Raw genomic sequence first — 23,824 nt, 5'->3', positions numbered from 1 at the left:
AGTGAAAGGGGCCGGGCGCCATTGCGCGCCCGGCACTCCCCACAAGCAACGCTGCGAGAATCCATGATCATTTCTGCCTCTACCGACTATCGCGCCGCGGCCCAACGCAAGCTGCCTCCCTTCCTGTTCCACTACGCCGACGGCGGCGCCTACGCCGAGCACACCCTGCGCCACAACGTGTCGGACCTGGCCGGCATTGCCCTGCGCCAGCGCGTGCTGAACAACATGTCCGAACTCAGCCTGGAAACAAAGCTGTTCGACGAAACTCTGAGCATGCCGGTGGCCTTGGCCCCGGTCGGCCTCACCGGCATGTACGCGCGCCGCGGCGAAGTGCAGGCGGCGCGTGCAGCCGCGGCCCATGGCATCCCGTTCACCATGTCTACCGTGTCGGTGTGCCCGATCGAAGAAGTGGCCCCGGCGATCAACCGGCCGATGTGGTTCCAGCTGTACGTGCTCAAGGACCGCGGCTTCATGCGCAACGCCCTGGAGCGGGCCAAGGCCGCAGGGGTCAAGACCCTGGTGTTCACCGTCGACATGCCCGTACCCGGCGCCCGCTACCGCGATGCCCACTCGGGCATGAGCGGCCGCAACGGCCCGCTGCGCCGTGTGTTGCAAGCCATGACCCACCCCGAGTGGGCGTGGGATGTCGGCGTGATGGGCCGCCCGCACGACCTGGGCAACATCTCCAAGTACCGCGGCAACCCCACCGGCCTGGCCGACTACATCGGCTGGCTGGGCAACAACTTCGACCCGTCCATCTCCTGGAAAGACCTGGAGTGGATCCGCGAGTACTGGGACGGCCCGATGATCATCAAGGGCATTCTCGATGCCGATGACGCCCGCGACGCGGTCAAGTTCGGCGCCGACGGCATCGTGGTGTCCAACCACGGCGGCCGCCAGCTCGATGGCGTGCTGTCCAGCGCCCGCGCCCTGCCGGCCATTGCCGACGCCGTCAAAGGCGACCTGAAAATTCTGGCCGACTCCGGCATCCGCAGTGGCCTCGACGTGGTGCGCATGATCGCCCTGGGCGCCGACACCGTACTGATCGGCCGCGCCTTCCTCTACGCCCTTGCCGTGCACGGCGAGGCTGGGGTGAAGAACCTGCTGGAGCTGTTCGAGAAGGAAATGCGCGTGGCGATGGTGCTGACCGGCGCCAAGTCGATCAGCGAGATCACCCGCGACTCGCTGGTACGCGAACTGGGCGCCTGACCGCCTGCCAGAAACACCGCCTGATTGACCCGGGGCATGTGGCGCAAAGACGCCACGGCCCCGCGAGGAGACTGCATGAGCTTGCCCGCCGCGTTCCTGCGTGATGCCGAGCGCCTGATACCCGCCGAACGCCGCTTCGACGACCCCACGTCCACCCTGGCCTTCGGCACAGACGCCAGCTTCTACCGGCTGATCCCAAAGCTGGTGGTGCGCGTCGAGTCCGAGGACGAAGTGGTCGGCCTGATCAAACTGGCCCAGCGCGAGCGGGTGCCGGTCACCTTCCGCGCAGCCGGCACCAGCCTGTCTGGCCAGGCCATCACCGACTCGGTGCTGATAGTGCTCGGCGATAACTGGAACGGCCGCGAAATCCGTGGCCAGGGCGAGCAGATCCGCCTGCAACCTGGCGTGATCGGCGCCCAGGCCAACGCCTGGCTGGCCCCCTTCGAGCGCAAGATCGGGCCCGACCCTGCGTCGATCAACGCCTGCAAGATTGGCGGCATCGTTGCCAACAACGCCAGCGGCATGTGCTGCGGCACCGCGCAGAACACCTACCACACCCTGGCCGGCCTGCGCCTGGTGCTGGCCGACGGCACCCGCCTCGACAGCGAAGACCCGGCCAGCGTTGCCGCCTTTGAACGCAGCCACGCCGAGCTGCTGGAATCGCTGGCCCGCCTGGCCCGCGAGACCCGCGCCAACACCGCGCTGGCCGAGCGCATCCGGCACAAATACCGGCTGAAGAACACCACCGGCCTGTCGCTGAACGCACTGGTGGACTACGACCAGCCGCTGGACATCCTGCAGCACCTGCTGGTCGGTTCCGAAGGCACGCTGGGCTTCATCAGCGCCGTCACCTACGATACCGTGCCCGACCACCCGCACAAGGCCAGCGCCTTGCTGGTGTTCCCCAGCGTCGAAAGCTGCTGCCGCGCGGTGCCCGTGCTCAAGCAGCAGCCAGTCTCGGCCGTGGAACTGCTCGACCGCCGCAGCCTGCGCTCGGTGCAGAACATGCCCGGCATGCCGCTTTGGGTAAAAGGCCTGTCGGACAATGCCTGCGCCCTGCTGATCGAGTCCCGCGCCGCCAGCCAGAGCCTGCTGCACGAGCAACTGCGCCAGGTGATGGCCTCGATTGCCGACTTCCCGCTGGAACAGCAAGTGGACTTCAGCGAAGACCCAGCCGTGTACAACCAGCTGTGGAAAATCCGCAAGGACACCTTCCCTGCCGTCGGCGCCGTGCGCCAGACTGGCACCACGGTGATCATCGAAGACGTGACCTTCCCCGTCGAGCAACTGGCCGAAGGAGTCAACCGCCTGATCCTGCTGTTCGACAAGCACCGCTACGACGAAGCGATCATTTTTGGCCACGCGCTGGAAGGCAACCTGCATTTCGTCTTCACCCAAGGCTTCAACAGCGCTGCGGAAGTCGCCCGTTACCAGGCCTTCATGGACGACGTGGCGCAACTGGTGGCGGTGGAGTTTGGCGGCTCGTTGAAAGCCGAGCACGGCACCGGCCGCAACATGGCACCGTTCGTGGAACTGGAATGGGGCCATGACGCCTACCAGTTGATGTGGAAGCTCAAGCGCCTGCTCGACCCCAACGGCATCCTCAACCCCGACGTGGTGCTGAGCGAAGACCCCGACATCCACCTGAAAAACCTGAAGCCGCTGCCAGCCGCCGACGAAATCGTCGACAAGTGCATCGAATGCGGCTTCTGCGAACCGGTGTGCCCGTCCAAAGGGCTTACCCTCAGCCCGCGCCAGCGCATCGTCATGTGGCGGGACATCCAGGCCAAGCAACGCGCCGGCATCGATACCCGCGAACTGATGCAGACCTACCAGTACCAAGGCCTCGACACCTGCGCCGCCACCGGTCTGTGTGCCCAGCGCTGCCCGGTCGGTATCAACACCGGCGAGCTGGTGAAGAAACTGCGCAGCCAGGCCGCCGAACACACCAAGACCGCCGACTGGCTAGCCGAGCACTTCCACACGGCACTGGGTGGCGCCCGCCTTACCCTCACGGCCGCCAACACTGCACGCAAGCTGCTCGGCGCCCCGCGCCTGGGCCGCCTGAGCACCTCGCTGAGCAATGCCAGCAAAGGCCGCCTGCCGCAGTGGACACCGGCCATGCCACAACCCCTGCGCCCGATCAGCTTCGGCCCGGCCAGCAACGACGCCCGCCCCCGCGTGGTGTACCTGGCCGCCTGCGTTTCACGTGTCATGGGCCCGGCCTACGCCGACCGCGAACAAAGTTCGCTGCTGGACAAAACCCGCAGTCTGCTGGAAAAGGCCGGCTACCAGGTGGTGTTCCCCGACAACGCCGACAGCCTGTGCTGCGGCCAGCCCTTCGCCTCCAAGGGTTACCCCGAACAGGCCGAGCACAAGCGCCAGGAACTGATCGCCGCCCTGCTGCACGCCAGCCGCGGCGGCCTGGACCCGATCTACTGCGACACCAGCCCCTGCACCCTGCGCCTGGTGCAAGACCTGGGCGAAACCCGCCTCGACCTGTACGACCCGGTGCGCTTCATCCGCACCCACCTGCTCGACCGCCTGGAGTTCACCCCCCAGGACGAGCCGGTGGCCGTGCACGTGACCTGCAGCACCCAGCACCTGGGCGAAAGCCAGGCGCTGATCGACCTGGCGCGGCGCTGCAGCAAACAGGTGGTAATCCCCGAAGGCATCCATTGCTGCGGGTTTGCAGGTGACAAAGGCTTCACCACCCCCGAACTCAACGCCCACTCGCTGCGCAGCCTGAAGGACGCGGTGCAGTATTGCAGCGAAGGCATCTCCACCAGCCGCACCTGCGAGATAGGCCTGTCGAGCCACAGCGGCATCGACTACCACGGCCTGGTCTACCTGGTAGACCGCGTCACCCGCCCACGCAGCATCTAAAGGCAGACACCTTCACCTTTGCAGGAGCGGCCCTGTGTCGCGATCGGGCCGCAAAGCGGCCCCAGGTCCTCAGCAGCGCTGCATAGATCGGGGGCTGCCCTGCAGCCCTTTCGCGACACAAGGCCGCTCCCACAGGTACAGCGCATCCCCGAGCCAAGCACGATCCCTGTGGGAGCGGCTTCAGCCGCGAACACCGGCAAAGCCGGTGCCATCCCCCCCATACCGCCCCGCCGCCACCCCGACAGACCAATCCCCACAACCCCCTAAAGCCCCCGCTACCGCGCATCCCCGATGCCAAGCACGATCCCTGTGGGAGCGGCTTCAGCCGCGAACACCGGCAAAGCCGGTGCCATCCCCCACCTCAATATCGCCCCGCCACCATCCCGATTGAACCCCGCCAATCCCCCACAGTCCACCCTACAGGCCCACCTTCCAGAGGCCCCAGAGGAGACACCCATGAAAGGTACCGCGCTTTCGGCCCTGTTCGCGGCCGCCACCCTGCTGGCTTCGCCGGTGTTTGCCGTCGATGACCTCTGCACCACCAACCTGCAAAAGATCGACGACAGCATGGCCACCGCCGGCGCCACCTCCGAAGGCCTGGACAAGGCCCTCACCGAGCACGTCGACAAAGCCAAGGCCGCCCAGGCTTCGGGCGACACCAAGGAATGCATCGCCATCACCAGCAAAGTGCTGGAGCGCCTGGAAAAAACCGAAAAAGGCAGCAGCTCCGGCAGCGGCGGCGGCGGCGCGTGAGCCTTGACGCGGGCGACAGGACCAGCTGTCGACGTCGCCCGCTCAATGGCGTATACTCCGTCCCACGTGCCGTAAGGTGCGTTAGCGTAACGCTAGTGTGGGGCCGATTAGGATTCGACGCCGGTAGCGAAACTCTAGGTGCATGCCGAGTTGGTAACAGAACTCGTAAATCCACTGTTGCAACTTTCTATAGTTGCCAATGACGAAACCTACGGCGAGGAAACCTACGCTCTCGCAGCGTAAGTGACCTTTGCTTCTGGTAGCTTCGGCTCCAGCAATCACTAGGGGATGCCTGTAAACCCGAACTGATTGTCATACAGAACAGGATCGTCGCGTAGCACGTTGTGGGCGAAGTGACTAAAACTTACACAACTCATCCAAAGCACCCTGCCCGTCGGGCGGCTGCGGATTAAATCAGTAGACACGGCTACGCATGTAGTACCGACAGCGGAGTACTGGCGGACGGGGGTTCAAATCCCCCCGGCTCCACCAAATCCAAAGAAGAAGACGCCCTCGGGCGTCTTTTTTTGTGTCTGGATTTTGGGACCTGCGGGCCGAAAAATCGGATTTACCCCCTTTCTTGTAGGGCGTTTCCCAAAGATACTCCCAGCGCCTGTTTTCCGTTGCGGTCATTTTCAGGGTTTTAGTCTCGTGGGGTCGTTGCTCATCAACGACCGGCTTTGACAGGCCGCAACGATACACAGCGCGCATAACCGTTCATGGCGGTTGTGCATGGGGCACGCTCGCGTGCGCCGGTTTCTGTGTTCGCCGGTCTGTCAACCCATGCACAGCTGCCACCATTCCGTTTGACAGCGGTTTGGAGGTGGCCCCTACCGAGAACACAGTAAAATGCTAAAGATCGTTCCTGACCCACCCCACCACCTCCACTCCCTGGAAGACACGATCATGATGGCCTCGGACTACGCGCTCTGTGCAGAAGCCGTAGCCCAGCAGGCGAGCTGATGCAGCCCAGGTCGCCCGCATCGGTGTTGATCATGGCCTCGATGCACGAGCTCGAAACCCTACGCCGATTACTCGAATCAGCGCTGACGCAAATACAGCAGCCAGCCAACCCCCAACCGATGCACTGATTCGCATACCGAGCGAAAAACCTGTGGGAGCCCGGCTTGCCGGCGATAGGGCCAGCCCAGGCAACCACCAGACCAGGGAGATTGATCAATGACCACCGAAGACACGAACTGCACAGTCGGCAAAACCATTTTCTTCCAAGGCGAAAACCAGACCCACCCACTGTTCCGCATCGAACCCGGCATCCCTTGCCAGAACGCGCGCGAACAGGCCTCGGAACTGATGGGCTACGCGCGGGACCTGACCATCGATGGCCTGATGGAAGACAAGCCCAAACTGATCTGGGCGGCGCAGTACCTCTGTGCGTTGGGCAAAGCCCTGTTGGATGATGCCGAACTCGGCATGATGCGTTGAGGCCTAACTCTCATGTTACGTGGCCGCAACCACACGACCTAGGTAGCGGCCACATCATCAAAATGCGGAAAGTGTTCTTTCAAACACTCAATGGTTGATCTCCATTTCGGTTTTTTATCCCACCTGCACCTCAAACGCATCGTACGCCGCTAACGGCAAGCTAATCCCCTCACGAACCGCACGAGCATAAGCTTGCTCTTTACCCTTCCCCGGCAAGTAAACCCCCAAGGCCTCAAGCCGAGCCATCTGCTCGCCCAGCCTTAAAGCAAAGCACTCATCCAGCAACCTGGGGGCAATACCAAGCACCAGCATCCCAGCCCCAGGGGATTCGCTACCAGCACGGAAATCCGCTGCATCCAACGACCAATTGGCCCCCGTCACCCCCGCCGCAAGCACCTCAACCATCAACGCAATGTTAGCCCCCCGACCGCCCCCAAACGCCAGCAACGTCCCACGCAATGCCTCCCGCGCACTACACATTTCATTGCCTTGTGCATCAACCGCCCAGCCTGCCGGTATCGCCTCCCCCGCCTCAGCCGCCCGCAACAGGTTCACGTAGGCCGTGGCGCTGCTAGCTTGGTCAATCGCCAATAACCGCCCCGCTGCACTGGCGGCGGCAAATGCGATGGGGTTGGTGGAATACAGCGGCCGACTCTGGCCCGCCACGGTGAGCAGCGGAGGGCCATTGGTAAACGCCAACGCGACCAGCCCCTCGCGCGCCAGGCGACGGGTGTAATAACCCAACTCGCCACAGGTAAAAGCGTTGAACTGCGCAAACAGGGCAATACCCAGTTGATGCGCATTGCTGCACAGCGCTGGGAAAGCGCGATCAAACCCCAGTTGCGCGATCCCTCGGCCCGCGTCGCAGCGGATCATGGCCGGCGCGACCTGGGTCACGATGGGCTCGGCAGCCGGGGCGATTCGGCCGGTGGCAAAGCCGCTGAGGTAATCAGGCAAATGGCCGAAACCGAGTTCGTGTTGGCCATGGGCTTGGGCTGATACCGTGGCATCAGCAAGCGCCGAGGCCACCGCGTGGCTGGCGCCGTGGGCGAGGCAGAGCTGGTGGGCAAAGGCGGTGGCATCGGCCAGAGACAGGCGCTTTTCGGGTTTGTCGTTGTCCATGGTGGCTTCGGTGTTCTCGGATTGTAGGTGTGCCGCAGCCTGAGAACCTGCAGGGGCGGCGTTAGCCGCTCCTGCAGGATTTGATGACCTTTACTGAATCATCCTCGGCTCACCCACTTTTGCAGCCTCGCGGTCCAGGCCAAACGTGGCGAGGATTTCTGCGATTTCGCCAGAGGCGTGCAAGGCCTGGATGTTCTTGCCCAGCGCCTCGCCCAAGGCTGCGTTGGCCTTGGTGTACGGGAAGGCGCTCTGCCCGGGCTCAAGCGTGGCCTTGACCCGTTGATCGGGCTCGGACACCTTGATGCTCTTGCCGGGGTAGCCGCCCTTTTGCTGCGAAGAAACGGCCACCGCGAAGCTATCCGCGCCAACCTGGATGCGCCTGGACGCCAAGTCCTGGGCCATAGCCACGGGGTTTGGGTAAAGCACCAGGTTATCGCCAAAAGCCTTCTTCAAATCGTCCACCCACAGGTAGCCCTGCACGGTGCCGATACGCTTGCCATCCAGTTCGGAGATCTTGGTGTAACCCTCATCCGAAATAATGCCCATCACGTCCAGGTACAACGGTGCCGACAAGCCCAACGCCTTGCTGCGCTCTGCCGTGCGGTACCAATCGCCAATGCCGACATCGGCGCGCTTGGCCACCACCGCCTGCACGACGGCGGCAGTGTCCACCACCATGGTTTTGACTTTCAGGCATTCGCGCTCGGCGATGCGCTTGATGATCTCGCCATCCACGCCGCTCAACTGGTTGTTGGGCCCCGGTATCGAGTAGGGCGGGAACACGTACGCCGCCACGGTCAGCACACCCGGGGTGATGGTTTCAAACTGGTTCGCGGGGGTGCATTCGGCCAGGGCGTAAGGGGCGCCGGCCAGGGTCGAGCACAACAACATCCAACGGGTAAAACGTTTGAATGAGCGGGTCATGACGTCACCTTTGCAATAAGAGAGCAGCAGCCGAAATCGGCGCGAGTGGCATTTGTTGTTATGGCTGGCTGGGTGCCAGTCTTTTTTCCAGCGCTGCCACACCCAGGGTCGCCGGGGCACAGACAGCGGCATACATCAAACCGGCCAGTATCAGCACCGGCATGTACTCGAACGTGGAGGAGCCAATGGACGATGCCCGGCTGACAATTTCTGGCAGGGCGATGGTGAAACACAGCGACGAGGCCTGGAACATCATGATCGAGAACCCCAGCAGCGATGGCAGCGCCACCCGCAAGGCCTGAGGCAGAATCACAAAGCGCAGCGCGTCGAACCGGTTGAGGCCGATCACTTCGGCGGCCTCGGTTTGCCCTGCGGCCACCGACTCGATGCCACCGCGAATGATTTCACTGGTGTAGGCCGCCGTGCAGTACGCCATGGCCAGCGCAGCGGCCCAGAACGAGGTCAGGGTCAGGTTGACGCTGGGCAGGCCAAAGTAGAAGTACTGCAGCAGGATCAGCGCCGGTGCACCACGCCCCAGTTCCACCACAACCAGGGAGGGGTAACGCAACCAGCGGCTCGGCGCCGAAACGCCCAGGGCCAGCAGCAGGCCCAGTACAACGCCCAGGCCCAGGCTCACCGCTGTCACCTGCATAGACAGCACAAAGCCCTTCCACAACTCCGGCAACCATTGCGCCCACATCGTCAGCAGTTCGCTCATCGGGCAATCCTCTGTTTCAACGTGGCCGACAGCCAACGTGAGCACAGGGCCACTGGCACGCTGAGCACCAGGTACACCACCGCCGCCGCGCTGTAGACGCTCAGGCCCTGAAAGGTTTGCTGTGAAACCTGATAAGCCTGAAAGCTGATATCACCCACGCCAATGGTCGAGGCCACGGCCGAATCCTTCAGCAGGCCAATGGCGTAGGTGGCTGAGGTGGGAATGGCGATACGCACCAACTGCGGCAACACCACATCGAAAAACCGTTGCGGCGCCGACAGGTTAAGCGCGTAGGCGGCTTCGAACTGGCCGGCGGGAATTGCCGCGAACGCACCGCGGTACACCTCGGACATGTGCGCCGCCGTAATCAGCCCCAAGCCAACCACCGCTGCGGTAAACGGCGACAGGCTGACATAGCCGCCACCTATGCCGAAGAAGATGAAAAACAGCCAGACAATCGGGGGGATCGAGCGCAGGGTCAGTACCAGCATGGCAGCCAGCACACTCAGCACCTTGACCCTGGACATGCGCAAGGCACAGATCGGAAACCCCAGCACTACGCCGACACAGAATGCCAGCACGGTAACGGCAATGGTCCAGGGTACGCCGTTCAACAGCATCATCAGGATGTCTTGCATCAGCGATTCCTCACAGCCTGGAGAAACTGCACCACCCGTTCATGCTGGGGGTCGCGCATCACCTGCTGGCTTGGCCCGTGCTCGATGATGCGCCCGTCAGCCATCACCACCACACGGTCAGACACGGTTTCGGCGAAGTGCATCTCGTGGGTTACCACAATCATCGACATGCCTTCGCCGGCCAGCTCTTTCATCACCGCCAGCACCTCCAGGCCCAGCTCGGGGTCCAGCGCCGAGGTCGGCTCATCGAACAGCATCAGCTCAGGGTCCAGTGCCAGGGCGCGGGCGATAGCGATGCGTTGCTGCTGGCCACCGGAGCAGCGCGCCGGATAATGCTGGGCCTTGTCAGCCAGCCCGACGCGTTCGAGCAGTTGCAAGGAGCGGGCGTCGGCGTCTTTGGCGCTGCGGCCCAGGGTGCGGATTTGCGCCAGGCTGACGTTGCGCAGCACTGTCAGGTGCGGGAACAGATTGAACGACTGGAACACCATGCCAATGCGCCGGCGCAACTTGAGCAGCTCGGTACGGGGTAACGCCTTGCCCGCTTCGATGTGCACGCCATCCATGCTGACCCGCCCCTTGGTCGGCGGCTCCAGTTGGTTGATGCAGCGCAGCAAGGTACTTTTGCCCGACCCACTGGGGCCGATAATGGCCACCACCTCCCCCTTGTTCATTTCAAAACACACGTCGTGCAACACGGGGTAAGGGCCAAACTGTTTATGAATGCCCTCCAGGCGCAAGAACGGTTCGGTGCTGGCCACCGGCCGCGGCGCCAAGGTGGGTGCGGTTTCAATCACGGTCATGCTGCTCATGGTTTTGCTCCAGCTATCGATCGCCGTCGACTAAGGGCGTGCGCGAGAGTTTGATCGGCCCGTTGGCGGTGATCAGCACCTGTTCCTCGAGCTTCACCCCTTCCCCACCGCCTTGCTCACCAATGTAACTTTCCACCGACACCACCATGTTTTCCTGGAACAGGCCGTCGTAGCCCCACTCGGCGAAATCCACGGCGTAGGCGACGCTGGGGTACTCGTCCACCAGGCCGACGCCGTGCAGCATCATCATGTAGCGGTTGTGCTCAAAGCGCTTGGGCACCGGCCAGCAGTGTTCGGCAAACTCGCGAAAGGACAGGCCCGGGCGCAGCAGCTCGACGTTGTGGTTGATCTGCTGCGAGGCGATGTCGAGCAAGTCGCGTTGGGCCATGGTCGGCGCCTTGCCGGGGCAGATGAAGCTGCGCGAGATGTCTGAAAGGTAACCGCCAGGGCCGACCATGTCGGTGTCGAAGCAGACCATTTCACCTGCCTTGATGACCTTGTCGGTGGCGTCCTGAAACCACGGATTGGTGCGCGGCCCGGAGCTGAGCAAGCGGCTTTCGGCCCACTCGCCGCCGTGCGCGACGTTGGTGCCGTGCATGATGCTCCACAGCTGGTTTTCGGTAACCCCCGGCACCAGGCTTGTGCGCATGCGGGCAATGGCCAGGTCGCACACGCCCATGGACACCCGGTGGCTGGCCACTTCTTCGGCCGATTTGATCAGGCGTGCCTGCTCCATCAAGGGCTGCGCATCGAACAGCTCAATGCCCTGTTGCGTCAGGCGCTGCGCCCCCCAAGGGTCGCAGCGGTCCACCGCCAAGCGGCGGTTGCCGCCACCGTGGCGGGCCATCAGGTCTGCCACATCCTGTGCCCAGCGCTCGGCTTTTTCCTGCACGCGGGGGCCGGCAAGAAAATACAGCCAGGGAATCGCCGGGCGAATTTCATCGATGGTTTCTACATGCTCGCTGTTGTGTCGGCTGCTGGTGAACTCGAACAGCACCACCGGGCCGTCGGTGGCCACGAACACATAGCGGCTGGGCGAGTGCATCACCCACAAACCAAGGTTATTGGTGTCGGTGGCATAGCGAATATTGATCGGGTCGGCCAGCAGAATGCCGGCGTAATCCTGGGCGCGCAGTTGCTCGCGAATGCGCTCCAGGCGGTAATGGCGCAAGGCTTTGCGGTCGATGGCGGCATACGCATCGAGTAACGCCGTGTCGACCGGCGCGATGGCATGTTCAGTGACCTTGGCATCGCTGCGAAAACGCAGGTCGCGTTCGGTTAACGCAGTGAGCAGCTCAATGGAATCAGAACCCGTTTGCATGCAACAACCTCCGCTGGGAAGAGTTTGATGTTCATCAAATTCAGTCAGACCAAACTTCGGGGCAGTAACTTAAGGTTTCTAAATCGGGTGACGGCTGTCTTTATTGTTGTGGGCAACACACGGTAGCTACAGGTCCTTGACCAGCCGCAGGGCATCGTAGATAGCCGCATGGGTATTGCGCGACGCCACTGCATCACCAATTCGGAACAATTGGAAACGCCCTTCGGGGTTGCTGACAACGGTTTGCGGCTTGCCGACAATCAGGTCCATGTACTCCACGGCGCCTTCGTTGCTGGCCAAGGGTTTGAGTTCGAAATACAGCTCGTCCAGCGGCCGGGTGCCGTGGTTGACCACCACCTGGTCCACCAGGCGCGTTTTGGTCAGGTCGCTGTAATCGGTGCCGATCGTGGCCAGCAACTGGTCGCCTTGTTTTTCCACAGCCTTGAGCCGGTAGGTGACGGTGAAGGTGGTGTCCAGTTGCTGTAACGAGCGCATGTAGGGCACCAGGTTCATGCCCATGACTTCTGGCGCGAACGAGCGGTCGGGGGTCATGATTTCGGTCTTGGCACCACTGCGGGCTATGAATTCGGCGGCTTGCAGGCCGGCGTGGTCGCCCGCATCGTCGTACACCAGCACATTGCGCCCAGGCTTCACGTCGCCAGAAATGATGTCCCAGCTTGAAACCAGAAACTGGTTGCCGTGTGCCAGCACTTCGATGTGCGGCATGCCCCCGGTGGCCACAATCACCACGTCGGCATTTTCATCAAGCACAACCGCGGTGTCTGCCCAGGTGTTGAAGTGGAACGTCACGCCAAGGCGCTCGCATTGCGCCATGCGCCAATCGATGATGCTGATCATTTCTTTGCGCCGCTCGGACTGCGCGGTCAGGCGAATCTGCCCGCCGGGTTTGTCCGCCAGCTCGTACACCACCACCTCGTGGCCGCGCTCCCCTGCCACACGTGCCGCCTCCAGGCCACCAGGGCCGGCGCCCACAATTACCACTTTGCGCTTGTGCACCGCCTTGGGTATTTCGTGGGGCATGGTGGTTTCACGCCCGGTCGCAGCGTTGTGAATGCAGTACGCAGCGCCAGCGTTGTAAATGCGGTCCAGGCAATAGTTGGCGCCCACGCATGGGCGGATATCGTCTTCACGGCCTTCGATGATCTTGCGCACGATGTGCGGGTCGGTCATGTGCGCGCGGGTCATGCCGACCATGTCCACCAACCCCGAGGCAATGGCATGACGCGCTGTGGCCACGTCGGGAATCTTCGCTGCATGGAAGGTAGGGAAGCCGGTCAGCGCCCTGATTTCACCGGCAAAGTCCAGGTGTGGCGCATTGCGCATGCCCTGGATCGGGATGATGTCGGTCAGCCCGGCGTCGGTGGCGATATTGCCGCGGATCACATTGAGGAAGTCGATCATGCCACAGTCTTTCAACAGTTGAGAGATCTGCAAGCCCTCCTCTTTTTGCAGGCCACCGGCAAGCACTTCGTCCCCGGTGTAGCGGATGCCGACAATAAATTCGGGGCCCACACGTTTGCGAATGGCCGTGAGCACATCGAAGGTGAAACGCAGGCGGTTTTGCAGCGAGCCGCCGTACGGCCCTTCCAGTTCGTTGGTCAGGGGCGACCAGAACTGGTCCATCAAGTGGCCGTAGGCTTGCAGCTCGATGCCATCCAGACCGGCGGCCTTCATGCGTTCGGCGGCATCAGCGTAGTCGCCAATGATGCGGTCGATGTCCCAATGTTCAAGCTGCTTGGGGAAGGCGCGGTGTGCCGGTTCCTGATTATGGGAGGGCGACACCACCGGTAGCCAGTCGCCTTTGTCCCAGCGGGTACGCCGGCCCAGATGGGTGAGCTGGATCATCACCGCCGCGCCATGTTCGTGGCACTCATCGGTCAGGTCTTTCATCCAGCCGACCACTTCGTCCTTGTAGGCCAGAATGTTGTTGAACACGGGCGGGCTGTCACGGGAGATCGCGGCGGAGCCTGCGGTCATGGTCATGGCCACGCCCGCTTTGGCACGCTCGACGTGGTAAGCCCGGTAGAGTTTTTTCGGCATCCCGTCTTCCGGGTAAGCCGGTTCGTGGGAAGTGGTGATGATGCGGTTGCGCAGGGTCAGATGCTTGAGGCGATAAGGCTGAAGTAGCGGATCGTTTTTCATATCGGTCTCGCAAACAGGTCATCAGGCAAGCCGACAATATGCCCCTCTGTACACAGGTGTCAATACTCTTGACGATGGTGTACAGTTGGCAAAAATAGCAGATTGAAAAGGGAGAAATGCCCATGAAAGGCGCCACCTCAAAGGCGGAACCCGCAGGCCGAGGCTCACTGGAAGGCTGGCTGAATGCGGCCTATGAAAGCCTGACCGAGTCAGGTGTCGATGCCGTGCGCGTGATGCCGCTGGCAAAAAAACTGAATTTGTCGCGCACCAGCTTTTACTGGTTTTTCGAAGACCGCGATGCACTGCTCGTAGCCTTGATCGAGCAGTGGAAAAACAAGAACACCTTCAATCTGGTGACCCAGTCCCAGGCCTATGCCGAGTCCATCACCGAGGCGATTCTCAACGTCTTCGACTGCTGGCTGAACAGCGAATTGTTCGACTCGCAATTCGAGTTCGCCATGCGCAGCTGGGCGCTGCAGTCACCGGAAGTGGCGCAGGAAATCGGCGAGGCAGACGCGCAGCGCGTCGAGGCATTGCGGCAGATGTTTGACCGTTTCGGCTTTGAAGACGATGCTGCGATCACCCGCGCCCGTTCGATCTACCTTACGCAAATCGGTTACATCAGCATGAAAACCCGGGAGCCGTTGGCGCAGCGCATGCGCTATATCCCCGAGTACCTGAAGATTTTCACCGGCCGGGAGCCGGAGGCCCGTGAGCTGGAGCGCTTTTATCAGCGCAACGGTTTCAGTAGTGCCGATTTGAACGCCTGACAAACACCGGGGCCTTTGCAAACTTCAGGATTTGCGCACCTGTGGGCACGGGTTTGCCCGTGAACAGGGCGCAACCCGTGCCATCCCCTAGCCGTATTACCAGCTGTAACTCACCTTCGCCGTAACCTCACGCCCCGGGTTGTAGTAATTCGCCGTCCCCGACCCCACCACATGCTGCTCGTCAAACAGGTTGCTGACATTCAGGGCAAGGTCAGTCCCTTTGGCAATCTTGTAGTTCAGCGCCGCGTCAAACAGCGTGGTGCCGTCGCTCTTCTTGGTGTTGGCAGCATCCATGTAATAACCACCAACGTACCTGGCACCCAGACCAACGCTCACATCAGTGTTGGCAATGTCGTAGTAGCTCCACAGCGAAGCCGTATGCTTCGGCGCCACAGTGAATTCCTTGCCCTTGAGCGAACTGCCGTCATACAGCGCGCCGCGCAGCACCTCGGTTTCCATGTAGGAATAGGCACCGATCAGGCTGAGGTTTTGCGTGACTTGCGCCTTGGCTTCCAGGTCCAGGCCGCGGGCACGGGACTCGCCCACCGTCTGCTGCTCGATGATGCCGCTCGGCAGCACGACGGCGATGGTGACGTTTTCCTGGGTCAGGTCATAAACGGCAGCAGAGAACAACGCATCCATGCCCAGTGGCGAGTACTTCACACCCACTTCGTACTGCCTCCCGGTCTGCGGCGTTACGCCAACCTGCGGAGGCGAAACCGATTCCACCATGCTGACGTAAGTTGAGACTTCATCGTTGACGATGTAAGTCAGCGCGCCACGGTAGGACGTTTCAGAGAAGTTGTCGCTTTGCTTGCTCACCCCGCCGACGTACTCCGTGCTGGACAGGTCCATGGAGTCATTACGCACACCCGCTGTAGCGATCAGCCGGTCATGGAAGGACAGGTTCTGCTGCAGGAACACGGCCTTGGTGGTGGCGTCGTTCTTCTTGCGGGTATAGGGCGTGATGCCGCCAGGCACGCCGGTGAACACTGGGTTGGCGATATCGATGGAGGGCGCCAGGCTATATACGGAGCTCTGTTTGGTGGTGGAGTCGAGGTATTCCACACCCACCAGGGTGCTGCTGTCGATGTGCTCGAACTGGGCATCGTATTGCAGCATCAGGTTGCCGTTGAGCTGATCGGCATCGCTGTCGGTGCCGAACACGTAGCGCGGTATGGTGGTGCCAACCCGCGAAGCGCTGTCGCTCAGGTAGACATAGCCAAAGTCATCGCTCAGCTCGCTGTAGCGCAGGTTGCCGCGCAGCGTGAAGCCGTTGTCGAAGTCGTGGGTGATGTTGCCGCTGAGGCTGGTGCGCTCGACATCGTGGAAGTTGTAGCCGGGCTCGCCGTAGAAATCGCTGCGGTCGTATTCCTTGTCCAGTGGGTAGCCACCGCTGTTTGGCGAGCTGTTGGTCTTCAGGTAGTCGAGGATCACGGTAGCCGAAGTGAAGTCGGTAGGCGCCCAGGTCAGGCCGCCCATCACGAACCGGTTATCGTCCTGCGAGTGGTCGTACTCACGGTCGCTGTTCTGCATCTTGGCAGTAAAGCGGCCGGCCAGCGTCTGTTCGTCGTTCAGGGCGTCGCCTACATCGATACCGGTTTCGGCATGGTCATACGAGCCGTAGGTGACATAGCCCTGGCCAAATTTTTCGAAGCGCGGCTGCTTGGTCACGAAGTTGACCGAGCCGCCTGGGTCTGCCGGGCCGAACAGGGTGGAGTTGGCGCCGCGCAGAATTTCGATGCGCTCATAGGCGAACGGGTCTTCGCGCACACCACGCATCGAGCTCAAGGTCAGGCCGTCACGGTAAGTGGTGGCCTGGAAGCCGCGGATCTGGAAGTAGTCGTTGCGGTCGTCCGAGCCGTAGAAGTCGCTGACCACACCTGGGGTGTATTGCAGCGCCTCTTCCGTGGTGCTGACGCTGCGCTGCTGCATTTCCTTGTTGGTCACTACCGACACGGAGGCTGGCGTGTTGAGGATGCTGGTCGCCACCTTGCCACCCACCCACAGTTCCTTGGCAACCACCGAGTTGGTGTCGTCGTCGGCACTGGCCTTGACCTTGGCGTTGATGATGACGGGCGCCAGGCGGTAGTCCTCGGTCGCGCCCAGTTCCAGCGGGCCGGTCGGCTTTGGCTGAGGTACCACCAGGTAAGCACTCGGGCCTTGCTGCTCAGCTTGAAGCTCGGTCCCCTGCAGCAACGACGACAGTGCAGCCGACGTGCCCAACGCGCCCTGCACGCCCGCCGTGTTGCGGTTGGCTACGCTCTGTGCGTCGAAGGACAGGCTGATACCGGCCTGGCGCGCAAAGTGGTCAAGCGCCGGCGCCAGCGGGCCCCCAGGAATATTCCATTGCTGGACCTGGTTGTTGTGCTCAGCGGTTGCAGCTTGCGCAAGCGCAGGCAGCGCAGCGCTGCTGACAACCAGGCCCAGAAAAGCAGCGTGCACAGCACGGCTCAATGGATGGCGCTGTGAAACCGGGGTCAAACTCATTTTCTCGCTCCGTAGAGGGGTCGGCGGGCTGGCCTGTATTCCGGCCTTCTCTACAAGCCGAACGAGAATGAGAAAACACCTCATTTATTTTTCGGGTAGCTGGAGGCACCACATCGCGGGTGCCTCCAGCACTTAAACCTTATTCACTATCGCGGCTCGCAAACGGGTCAAACTCGGGGTCGTTCAACTTCAGGATGTGGTTCTTGATGGCATAACCGGCCAGCTCGATGTATTCCATATAGAAGTCTTTACCCAGTTGCCGCAGCGGTGAGCCCTTCAATGAGTCAGCGACAGCTTTTAACGTTATGATCCCGGATTGTTCAGCGATGATTTCCACACTGTGCACACGCTTTTCAGGGTGGTCATAGGGCTTCTGGTACCAGCTCGCGATCTGATACTGGATATCTTCTCTTTCCAGCGCCTGATACAGATGGCTGGCAAACGCGATGCTGGTTTCGCGAATCAGGCCTGGGTCGATATCGCGCTTTTCAAGTAGCGTTTCAGTGGGTTGATAAGCAACATAAAGCAGGTCGGCGATGGTGAAGCCCGGCATCGGCGGAAAAACGCCTGGCGGTAGTTGGTCCGCCGGAATTGATAGCTGGTCGGAATAGTCGTCGTTGTGCACGGGAAGCTCCTTGCCTCGGTGTAGTTTTACTGGCCAGCGCCAGCATCATCCACGCGCCATTGCTGGCGCGCAGTGAAATGACATTTTCCGGTTGTATTAGTTGCGCGCAAGGCTGAAATAACCGCGGTCAGCTACCTACTCATCCGAGTGCGGTTTCAAAGCGGTTTTGCCGGTATGGATACAGGCCTTTTACAGGGGTTGGCTTTGCGCCAGTAGCGTTTCCTGCGTAGCGGGCAGCGGGCGGCTCAGCAGCACGCCAACCACCACCGCGAACACCAGCGCTGCAAGGCCCGCAACCTGCAACACGGCCTCGAAGCCACCCATGAACGCCTGGCGGGCCAAGGGTGCCACCGCTTCACGCAAGCCCGGCTCAAGCAGCGCCAGGGCCGCCTGCAGGTCGCCCGCCGCTACCCGCGTGGCCATCGCAGCAACCTGGCCCACTTGCGATGGCGCTACGGCAACCAGGGCTTCGTGAAGCAATTGCCCGCTGCGGGCGGCCAGTACGCCACCCAGTAAACCGATAGCCAGGACGATGGCCCCGAAGCGCGTAGTTGTACTTAACCCGGAAGCCATCCCGGTACGTTGGCGTGGCACACACGCCATGATGTTTTTCTGGGTGTCGCCATTTAGCAGCCCGGCACCCGCCCCCAGCACCAGGCTAGCCAGGGCAAAGGCTGCATAGCCGCCAAACCCGGCGGCCCAGGCACACAGCAGGTTGCCCACCCCCACCAGCACCAGGCCCAACGCAAACACCTGCGCCGGGCTCAAGCGGGTGGCCAGGCGCATGCCCAGGCGCGGCGTCACCAACATGGCGATAGCGAACGGCAACATGCCTGCGCCAGCGGCCAGGGCCGAAAGCTGCAGGCCGTTCTGCAGGTACAGCGGTAGCAGGGTCATCATCACCTGGGCGCAAGCGGCGTACGCGAACATGCCCAACAGGGCGCCGACGAAACGCCCGCTGCGCATCAGCCGCAGGTCGATCATCGGCCGTGCCTGGCTGCGCTCCACCATTACGAAAAGGCCGAACAGGAAGGCGCTGATCACCAGCCGCCCAAGGGTTTGCGCGCTGTCCCAGCCCACCTGGTTGGCATCGATCATCGCCCAGATCAGGTAGCCCAGGCTGCCGGCGAAGGTCAGGCTGCCCCATGGGTCGAGCCGGGCGGCGTCGGTGTCGCGAGATTCTTCGACACTGCGCATTACCATCACGGCAAGCAGCCCCACCAACGGCAGGTTGATGTAGAAGATCCAGCGCCAGCCCAGGGTGCTGGCGATCACCCCGCCCAGTAACGGCGCAAAGGTGATGGTGGCGCCCATGCAGGCACCCCAGAAAGCCCACGCGCGCATGCGCTCCTGCGGCTCATGAAAGCGGTTGCCGATCGCGGCCAGGGCCGAGGTCAGCAACAACGCAGCCCCAACACCCTTGGCGGCCCTGGCCAGGTCAAGGAACAGCAGGTTGGGCGCGGCACCACACGCCAGCGAGGCCAAACCGAACAGCACCAGGCCGAGCAGCAGCATGCGCCGCCGGCCAAAACGGTCGGCCAGGCTGCCGGCGGGCAACAGGCAGGCGGCGAAGGCCAGCAGGTAGGCGCTGACCACCCACTCGATATCGGCGAACGAGCCGGACAGGTCGCGGGCGATGCTGGGCAGGCTGACCGCGACGATGTTGGTGTCGAGAATGATCAGGGCACAGACCAGGGAGGCAGTGAGCAGGGTGAAACGTGCAGAGGGCATGATGGGGCTCCGGAAGCTGAGCGGGCTGGCTCGGAGGTACTGTCAGCTTGCTGCATCGCCGGGGCTGCTTTGCAGCCCATCGCAGGCAAGCCAGCTCCCACAGGTTTTGCGTAACCTTCGAAAGCGCTGCAGCCCCTGTGCAAAGCGGTACCCTGCAATTGCACAGGCAGGCTTTGCCGCCAAGCCACCAGCCTTGTAGTGTTGGCCTTACCATACCGCCGCCTGCGCCAAGGCTTGTTAGCCCCGGCGGCTCGCGTCATTACCCTGCAGGTAACACCTGATGGAAATCCGCCATTTCCGCTATTTTCTCTGCGTCGCCCGCCACGGCCATTTCACCCGGGCCGCCGAGCAGTTGGGCATCGCCCCGCCCACCCTCAGCCGGCAGATCCAGGACATGGAACGCGAACTGGGTGTGCGCTTGTTCGAGCGCAGCCAGCGCGAAGTCAACCTCACCGCCGCCGGCCAGGCACTGTTGATCGAGGCGGAGCACGCCGTGCGCCAGTTCGATGCGGCGCAACTGGGCGCACAAAGGGCCGCCCGTGGCGAAAGCGGGCGTATCGAATTGGGCTACGTGGCCTCGGCCGCCTACTCGGGCATGCTCCAGCAGCACGTCAGCCGCTACAGCGAAACCTGCCCTGGCGTGCGCCTGAATATCCGTGAACTGCCCATGGCCGAACTCCCCGGCATGCTCCGCGACGGCTTGCTCGACCTTGCCTACGTGCGCTCACCGATGGAGCTGCCTGACGAACTGCAAACCATCGCCCTGCACCAGGAAGGTTTCGTCCTCGCCCTGCCCGCCAGCTCGCGGATCAACGAAGTACCGCACATCCCGGCCTCGCGCCTGGCCAACGAAACCTTCATCCTGCCCGAGCAGATTTCCGGCACGCTGGAAGTGGCCGCGCAAGGTGGTTTCGTGCCCAGGCTTGGCCCACAACCCGGCAGCCTGGTGGCCGTGATTACCCTGGTCTCACTTGGGCAAGGCATTGCCGTAGTCCCGGCATCGGTGGTGCAGCGCATCAACCTGCCGCAGGTGAATTACCGGCGGGTCGTCGATTGCCAGGCCAGCTCGTGGCTAAGCCTGATCCACCGGCGGTTCGAAAAAGCGCCGGCAGTGATGAGGTACATCGAGATGATGAAGGCCTGACAGTCGCCCTGAAAAACAAAGGGCACCCTCCTCGGGTGCCCTTCGCCCTACCGCCAGGTGAACTCAGTCACCCCATCGACCGCGCCCCCACCGGTTGCGCATGGCCGCGCGAGGTCACGATCCCCAGGAAGGAAATCACGATCGCCAGGCCCAATGTAGAGCTGACTTCCACCCGGTGCTCGGGCGTGTACATCATCACTGCCAGCGCCCCGGCAATGAAGATGATCACCGCCCAGGTAAGGTACGGGAACAGCCACATGCGGAACTTCAGCTCGGTGTTCTCGCGCTCCAGCCGGCGGCGCATGCGCAGCTGCGAAATGGCGATGACCATGTACACCAGCAGGGCGATGGCCCCGGAGCTGGCCAGCAGGAACTCGAACACGCCCTTCGGTGCGAAGTAGTTGAGCACGGCGATGGCTGCGCCGATCAGGGTGCTGCCAAACACTGCAGCGCGCGGTACGCCAACCTTGGAGGTCTTGTTGAGGAAGGCCGGGGCGTCACCGCGCTTGGCCAGCGAATACATCATCCGCGAAGCAATGTAGATCGACGAGTTCATGCAGCTGGTCACAGCCACCAGCACCACCAGGTCGACCATGAACGCCGCGTTGGGGATGTTCATGATTTCCAGCGCACGCTGGTACGAGCCCACCACCGCCAACTGCGGGTCGTTCCACGGCACCACCGAAATGATCACGAAGATCGACAGGATGTAGAAGGTGCTGATTCGCCAGATCACTGAGCGGGTGGCTTTGGCGATGTTGCGCGAAGGGTCGCTGGATTCGGACGCGGCGATAGTCACCGCCTCGGTGCCGATGAAGCTGAACATCACGGTGATGAACGCACCGACCACTGCCGACCAGCCCTTCGGCGCAAAGCCGCCGTACTCGGCCATCAGCCCGCTCAGGCCGCTGACCTCGCGGTTGGGCAGCCAGCCCATCAGTGCGGCAAAGCCCAGGCCGATGAAACCCAGAATCGCCGTAACTTTCAGGATGGCGAACCAGAACTCGAACTCACCGTACTTGGCCACGCTGAACAGGTTGGTGCAGGCCAGCAGCAGTACCGAGGCCAGGGCGAAGATCCAGCTGTCCACCTGCGGGAACCAGGCGTTCAGCACATGCCCGGCAGCCAGTGCTTCGATAGGGATTACCAGTACCCAGAACCACCAGTACAGCCAGCCGATGGTGTAGCCGGCCCAGCGGCCGATGGCCTGGTCGGCGTAGGTGGAAAACGATCCGGTATCAGGGTGTGCCACGGCCATTTCGCCGAGCATGCGCATGACCAGTACCACCAGGGTTCCGGCCACGAAATACGAAACTATGGTTGCTGGCCCGGCCGCCGCGATGGCGTGACCAGAGCCTACGAAAAGTCCAGCGCCGATGATGCCGGCGATGGACAGCATCGTTACATGACGAGGCTTGAAACCTTGTGCAAGGTTGCCATCAGATCCCACGGTGCTCATTGATGTTGTTCTCTTTTTGCTGACACAAGGATGGACGGGCAGGCGTAGGCGAAAATATCTCCTTTCAAATCAGTTAGTCGACAGGTTGCTCGCGCGCTGTTGTTGATCTTTGGCGCGCATCACAGAGCAACGAGTCCGTGCGGTTCGGGCTTCATTTAAGCCTCGCAGGGCTGCGGGAAATTACACGAGAACGCCCCGGAACTGTTCGATCACGACAGGGCAGTTCCATTACCGCCAGATGTCGCGAATGGCATGCCCGATCGCGCCACCGGGCCATCTGGCGCTTTTGTTTTTCATTTGGATGTGTGTTGCCAGTGCCGGCCTCTTCGCAGCACAAGGCTGCTCCTTGTATGTTGTGCCTAGCCTGATGAGAGAGGTTATTCTCGTCAGGCTATAGAAGCACTTCCGGGGAGGCCGATCGCTCCTGAAGGCAGGGTTTGCCCCTGACCTTGTCTGTAGAGAGGCCCCCCGCCTCATTGCCCACTACGAAGAGTATCGAGAAGCCGACAAGTCGGACTTCGCATTACAAGGTTGCAGCGGCATGAAGTTCGAGGTCGGGGAACCGGAGGCCATTGTTACCTAACTCGCTTGGGAGTGGGAAGAATGAATGTCTGTGTGGGCCTGGATATTGGTTCTCGTACGTCGATCGTTGGGGTGCGTAAAGATGGGCGTCCCGCTGGACAGTGGGATATCGCTCAAACCCCTGCTGGTCGTAAGGCAGCGGTGAAAAAGCTGCAGGCGCTCAAGCCCAAGTCGATCGTGATGGAGGCGACCGGAATCTATTACCTGGACCTGGCCCTTGAGCTGCATGCTGCGGACCTTCCTGTTTCGGTGATCAACCCCAAGAGCTTCCATAATTTCGCCAAGCTGATGCTGGTGAACAGTAAAACTGACTCGATAGATGCTCAGTTGCTGTCCGAGTACGGTGAACGTATGACACCGCGCTTGTGGACACCGCCAAGCTCCGTACAGCTTGAGCTGAGGGCTCTTGGCCGGCACATCAATCGTCTGGTCGGGCACCGCACCAGGGCGAAGAATGAGCTGCATGCATTGCAGGCGACCGCTACGACCGTGTCGATGCTGATCGAAGATCAAGAGGAAGCGATTGCCACTTTGGACAATCGCATTGAGCGTTTCCGCAAAGCCGGACGTGAGTTGATCGCTCAGTGTCCGACGCTTAACCGGCAGTACAAGCAGTTACTAGCGGGCCCGGGAATGGGAGAAGTCTCGGCACTTGCTGCCTTGGCTGAGCTGACCACCCTTCCTCAAATGCTCAAGTCCTCTCAGGTCGCTCGTCATGCTGGTCTAGATGTTCGACAGACACAGTCGGGGACAAGCATTGATAAACCTGGTCGGCTCGGCAAAAGCGGGAATGCCTATTTACGGGCGGCCATGTACATGCCGGCGCTGACGGCGGTGCGCTGCGATCCTTACGCGAAGGCCTTTTATGAATCGCTGGTCAGCAGGGGGAAGAAAAAAATGCAAGCGATCGCCGCTGTCATGCGCAAGTACCTGACAGGCATATGGGCATGCATGCGCGGCGATGAACCATTTGATACGGCCAAGCTTTTCAGCTCTGAACACCTTAGAAAAGCTTGACCGCCAACAGAGTATCTACA

The 23,824-nt window shown here is 61.8% G+C and carries 18 protein-coding genes, 1 other RNA gene and 1 pseudogene; 9 read left to right on the top strand and 11 right to left on the bottom strand.

Features of this window, described 5'->3' with window-relative positions; genetic code table 11:
• Nucleotides 1-63 precede the first annotated feature (63 nt).
• From lldD to E8E78_RS25765, 6 genes and pseudogenes are all read left to right on the top strand, one after another.
• Nucleotides 64-1,209, top strand: coding sequence for an FMN-dependent L-lactate dehydrogenase LldD (lldD, locus tag E8E78_RS25790; RefSeq protein WP_043202589.1), 1,146 nt, complete (start codon nucleotides 64-66; stop codon nucleotides 1,207-1,209).
• Nucleotides 1,210-1,284: 75 nt separating this feature from the next.
• Nucleotides 1,285-4,095 (top strand): FAD-binding and (Fe-S)-binding domain-containing protein, encoded by a 2,811-nt coding sequence (locus E8E78_RS25785; RefSeq protein WP_059395880.1) that lies wholly within the window; start codon nucleotides 1,285-1,287, stop codon nucleotides 4,093-4,095.
• 456 nt (nucleotides 4,096-4,551) lie between these two features.
• Nucleotides 4,552-4,848: a hypothetical protein gene (locus E8E78_RS25780; protein WP_049275873.1), complete on the top strand. Its 297-nt coding sequence runs from the start codon at nucleotides 4,552-4,554 to the stop codon at nucleotides 4,846-4,848.
• 99 nt (nucleotides 4,849-4,947) lie between these two features.
• Nucleotides 4,948-5,340, top strand: a transfer-messenger RNA (tmRNA) gene (gene ssrA / locus E8E78_RS25775).
• 357 nt (nucleotides 5,341-5,697) lie between these two features.
• A pseudogene (locus E8E78_RS25770) lies at nucleotides 5,698-5,939 on the top strand (hypothetical protein).
• Nucleotides 5,940-6,027: 88 nt separating this feature from the next.
• Nucleotides 6,028-6,291, top strand: a complete 264-nt coding sequence (locus E8E78_RS25765; protein WP_049275853.1) for a DUF3077 domain-containing protein — start codon at nucleotides 6,028-6,030, stop codon at nucleotides 6,289-6,291.
• A 114-nt stretch (nucleotides 6,292-6,405) separates the two neighbouring features.
• On the opposite strand, the gene E8E78_RS25760 is transcribed toward E8E78_RS25765, so the two are convergent.
• The 7 genes from E8E78_RS25760 to E8E78_RS25730 all read right to left on the bottom strand — a co-directional run bounded on the left by E8E78_RS25760 (nucleotide 6,406) and on the right by E8E78_RS25730 (nucleotide 13,986).
• The gene (locus E8E78_RS25760) at nucleotides 6,406-7,413 is read right to left on the bottom strand and encodes an Ldh family oxidoreductase (RefSeq protein WP_049275852.1); all 1,008 of its coding nucleotides are present in this window, start codon (nucleotides 7,411-7,413) and stop codon (nucleotides 6,406-6,408) included.
• A gap of 90 nt (nucleotides 7,414-7,503) precedes the next feature.
• A complete protein-coding gene (locus tag E8E78_RS25755) occupies nucleotides 7,504-8,337 on the bottom strand; it encodes a transporter substrate-binding domain-containing protein (RefSeq protein ID WP_049275851.1) in 834 nt (277 codons plus the stop codon).
• Nucleotides 8,338-8,395: 58 nt separating this feature from the next.
• The gene (locus tag E8E78_RS25750; protein ID WP_016501666.1) at nucleotides 8,396-9,055 is read right to left on the bottom strand and encodes an amino acid ABC transporter permease; all 660 of its coding nucleotides are present in this window, start codon (nucleotides 9,053-9,055) and stop codon (nucleotides 8,396-8,398) included.
• On the bottom strand, nucleotides 9,052-9,693 hold the full coding sequence (locus E8E78_RS25745; protein WP_016489256.1) for an amino acid ABC transporter permease: 642 nt from the start codon (nucleotides 9,691-9,693) through the stop codon (nucleotides 9,052-9,054). The genes E8E78_RS25750 and E8E78_RS25745 overlap by 4 nt, the downstream gene beginning before the upstream one ends.
• Nucleotides 9,693-10,502 carry an amino acid ABC transporter ATP-binding protein gene (locus tag E8E78_RS25740; RefSeq protein ID WP_049275850.1) on the bottom strand — a complete coding sequence of 270 codons (810 nt, stop codon included), beginning with the start codon at nucleotides 10,500-10,502 and terminating at the stop codon, nucleotides 9,693-9,695. Before E8E78_RS25740 ends, E8E78_RS25745 begins: the two co-directional genes overlap by 1 nt.
• 13 nt (nucleotides 10,503-10,515) lie before the next feature.
• Nucleotides 10,516-11,823, bottom strand: a complete 1,308-nt coding sequence (locus E8E78_RS25735) for a Xaa-Pro peptidase family protein (protein ID WP_049275849.1) — start codon at nucleotides 11,821-11,823, stop codon at nucleotides 10,516-10,518.
• Between the two features lie 126 nt (nucleotides 11,824-11,949).
• Nucleotides 11,950-13,986 (bottom strand): NADH:flavin oxidoreductase, encoded by a 2,037-nt coding sequence (locus E8E78_RS25730; RefSeq protein WP_049275847.1) that lies wholly within the window; start codon nucleotides 13,984-13,986, stop codon nucleotides 11,950-11,952.
• A gap of 122 nt (nucleotides 13,987-14,108) precedes the next feature.
• On the opposite strand from E8E78_RS25730, the gene E8E78_RS25725 reads away from it, so the two are divergent.
• The gene (locus E8E78_RS25725) at nucleotides 14,109-14,756 is read left to right on the top strand and encodes a TetR/AcrR family transcriptional regulator (RefSeq protein WP_016501671.1); all 648 of its coding nucleotides are present in this window, start codon (nucleotides 14,109-14,111) and stop codon (nucleotides 14,754-14,756) included.
• A 96-nt stretch (nucleotides 14,757-14,852) separates the two neighbouring features.
• On the opposite strand, the gene E8E78_RS25720 is transcribed toward E8E78_RS25725, so the two are convergent.
• The 3 genes from E8E78_RS25720 to E8E78_RS25710 all read right to left on the bottom strand — a co-directional run bounded on the left by E8E78_RS25720 (nucleotide 14,853) and on the right by E8E78_RS25710 (nucleotide 19,602).
• The gene (locus tag E8E78_RS25720; protein ID WP_049275846.1) at nucleotides 14,853-17,246 is read right to left on the bottom strand and encodes a TonB-dependent siderophore receptor; all 2,394 of its coding nucleotides are present in this window, start codon (nucleotides 17,244-17,246) and stop codon (nucleotides 14,853-14,855) included.
• Between the two features lie 139 nt (nucleotides 17,247-17,385).
• Nucleotides 17,386-17,871 (bottom strand): hypothetical protein, encoded by a 486-nt coding sequence (locus E8E78_RS25715; protein WP_049275845.1) that lies wholly within the window; start codon nucleotides 17,869-17,871, stop codon nucleotides 17,386-17,388.
• Nucleotides 17,872-18,060: 189 nt separating this feature from the next.
• Nucleotides 18,061-19,602, bottom strand: coding sequence for an MFS transporter (locus E8E78_RS25710; protein ID WP_049275844.1), 1,542 nt, complete (start codon nucleotides 19,600-19,602; stop codon nucleotides 18,061-18,063).
• Nucleotides 19,603-19,882: 280 nt separating this feature from the next.
• Here E8E78_RS25710 and E8E78_RS25705 point away from each other — a divergent pair, with 280 nt between their 5' ends.
• Nucleotides 19,883-20,746, top strand: a complete 864-nt coding sequence (locus E8E78_RS25705; protein ID WP_049275843.1) for a LysR family transcriptional regulator — start codon at nucleotides 19,883-19,885, stop codon at nucleotides 20,744-20,746.
• Between the two features lie 67 nt (nucleotides 20,747-20,813).
• Here E8E78_RS25705 and E8E78_RS25700 read toward each other — a convergent pair whose 3' ends face one another.
• On the bottom strand, nucleotides 20,814-22,205 hold the full coding sequence (locus E8E78_RS25700) for an amino acid permease (RefSeq protein WP_016501678.1): 1,392 nt from the start codon (nucleotides 22,203-22,205) through the stop codon (nucleotides 20,814-20,816).
• A 603-nt stretch (nucleotides 22,206-22,808) separates the two neighbouring features.
• Between E8E78_RS25700 and E8E78_RS25695 the strand changes: the two genes are divergently transcribed.
• Entirely contained in the window at nucleotides 22,809-23,804 is a 996-nt protein-coding gene (locus tag E8E78_RS25695; RefSeq protein ID WP_016497900.1) for an IS110 family transposase, read from the top strand.
• Nucleotides 23,805-23,824 lie beyond the last annotated feature (20 nt).

This window comes from Pseudomonas sp. BN505, assembly GCF_029873175.1.
Lineage (GTDB): Bacteria > Pseudomonadota > Gammaproteobacteria > Pseudomonadales > Pseudomonadaceae > Aquipseudomonas > Aquipseudomonas putida.
Note: the sequence above shows the minus strand (reverse complement) of the source record. Positions and strands in the feature narration are given on the sequence as shown.

Coding starts and splice junctions, on each gene's coding strand:
- E8E78_RS25695 (WP_016497900.1), top strand. CDS start 22,809: ATGAATGTCTGTGTGGGCCTGGATATTGGTTCTCGTACGTCGATCGTT.
- E8E78_RS25700 (WP_016501678.1), bottom strand. CDS start 22,205: ATGAGCACCGTGGGATCTGATGGCAACCTTGCACAAGGTTTCAAGCCT.
- E8E78_RS25785 (WP_059395880.1), top strand. CDS start 1,285: ATGAGCTTGCCCGCCGCGTTCCTGCGTGATGCCGAGCGCCTGATACCC.
- E8E78_RS25760 (WP_049275852.1), bottom strand. CDS start 7,413: ATGGACAACGACAAACCCGAAAAGCGCCTGTCTCTGGCCGATGCCACC.
- E8E78_RS25735 (WP_049275849.1), bottom strand. CDS start 11,823: ATGCAAACGGGTTCTGATTCCATTGAGCTGCTCACTGCGTTAACCGAA.
- E8E78_RS25720 (WP_049275846.1), bottom strand. CDS start 17,246: ATGAGTTTGACCCCGGTTTCACAGCGCCATCCATTGAGCCGTGCTGTG.
- E8E78_RS25765 (WP_049275853.1), top strand. CDS start 6,028: ATGACCACCGAAGACACGAACTGCACAGTCGGCAAAACCATTTTCTTC.
- E8E78_RS25710 (WP_049275844.1), bottom strand. CDS start 19,602: ATGCCCTCTGCACGTTTCACCCTGCTCACTGCCTCCCTGGTCTGTGCC.
- E8E78_RS25740 (WP_049275850.1), bottom strand. CDS start 10,502: ATGAGCAGCATGACCGTGATTGAAACCGCACCCACCTTGGCGCCGCGG.
- lldD (WP_043202589.1), top strand. CDS start 64: ATGATCATTTCTGCCTCTACCGACTATCGCGCCGCGGCCCAACGCAAG.
- E8E78_RS25780 (WP_049275873.1), top strand. CDS start 4,552: ATGAAAGGTACCGCGCTTTCGGCCCTGTTCGCGGCCGCCACCCTGCTG.
- E8E78_RS25725 (WP_016501671.1), top strand. CDS start 14,109: ATGAAAGGCGCCACCTCAAAGGCGGAACCCGCAGGCCGAGGCTCACTG.
- E8E78_RS25745 (WP_016489256.1), bottom strand. CDS start 9,693: ATGCAAGACATCCTGATGATGCTGTTGAACGGCGTACCCTGGACCATT.
- E8E78_RS25730 (WP_049275847.1), bottom strand. CDS start 13,986: ATGAAAAACGATCCGCTACTTCAGCCTTATCGCCTCAAGCATCTGACC.
- E8E78_RS25750 (WP_016501666.1), bottom strand. CDS start 9,055: ATGAGCGAACTGCTGACGATGTGGGCGCAATGGTTGCCGGAGTTGTGG.
- E8E78_RS25705 (WP_049275843.1), top strand. CDS start 19,883: ATGGAAATCCGCCATTTCCGCTATTTTCTCTGCGTCGCCCGCCACGGC.
- E8E78_RS25755 (WP_049275851.1), bottom strand. CDS start 8,337: ATGACCCGCTCATTCAAACGTTTTACCCGTTGGATGTTGTTGTGCTCG.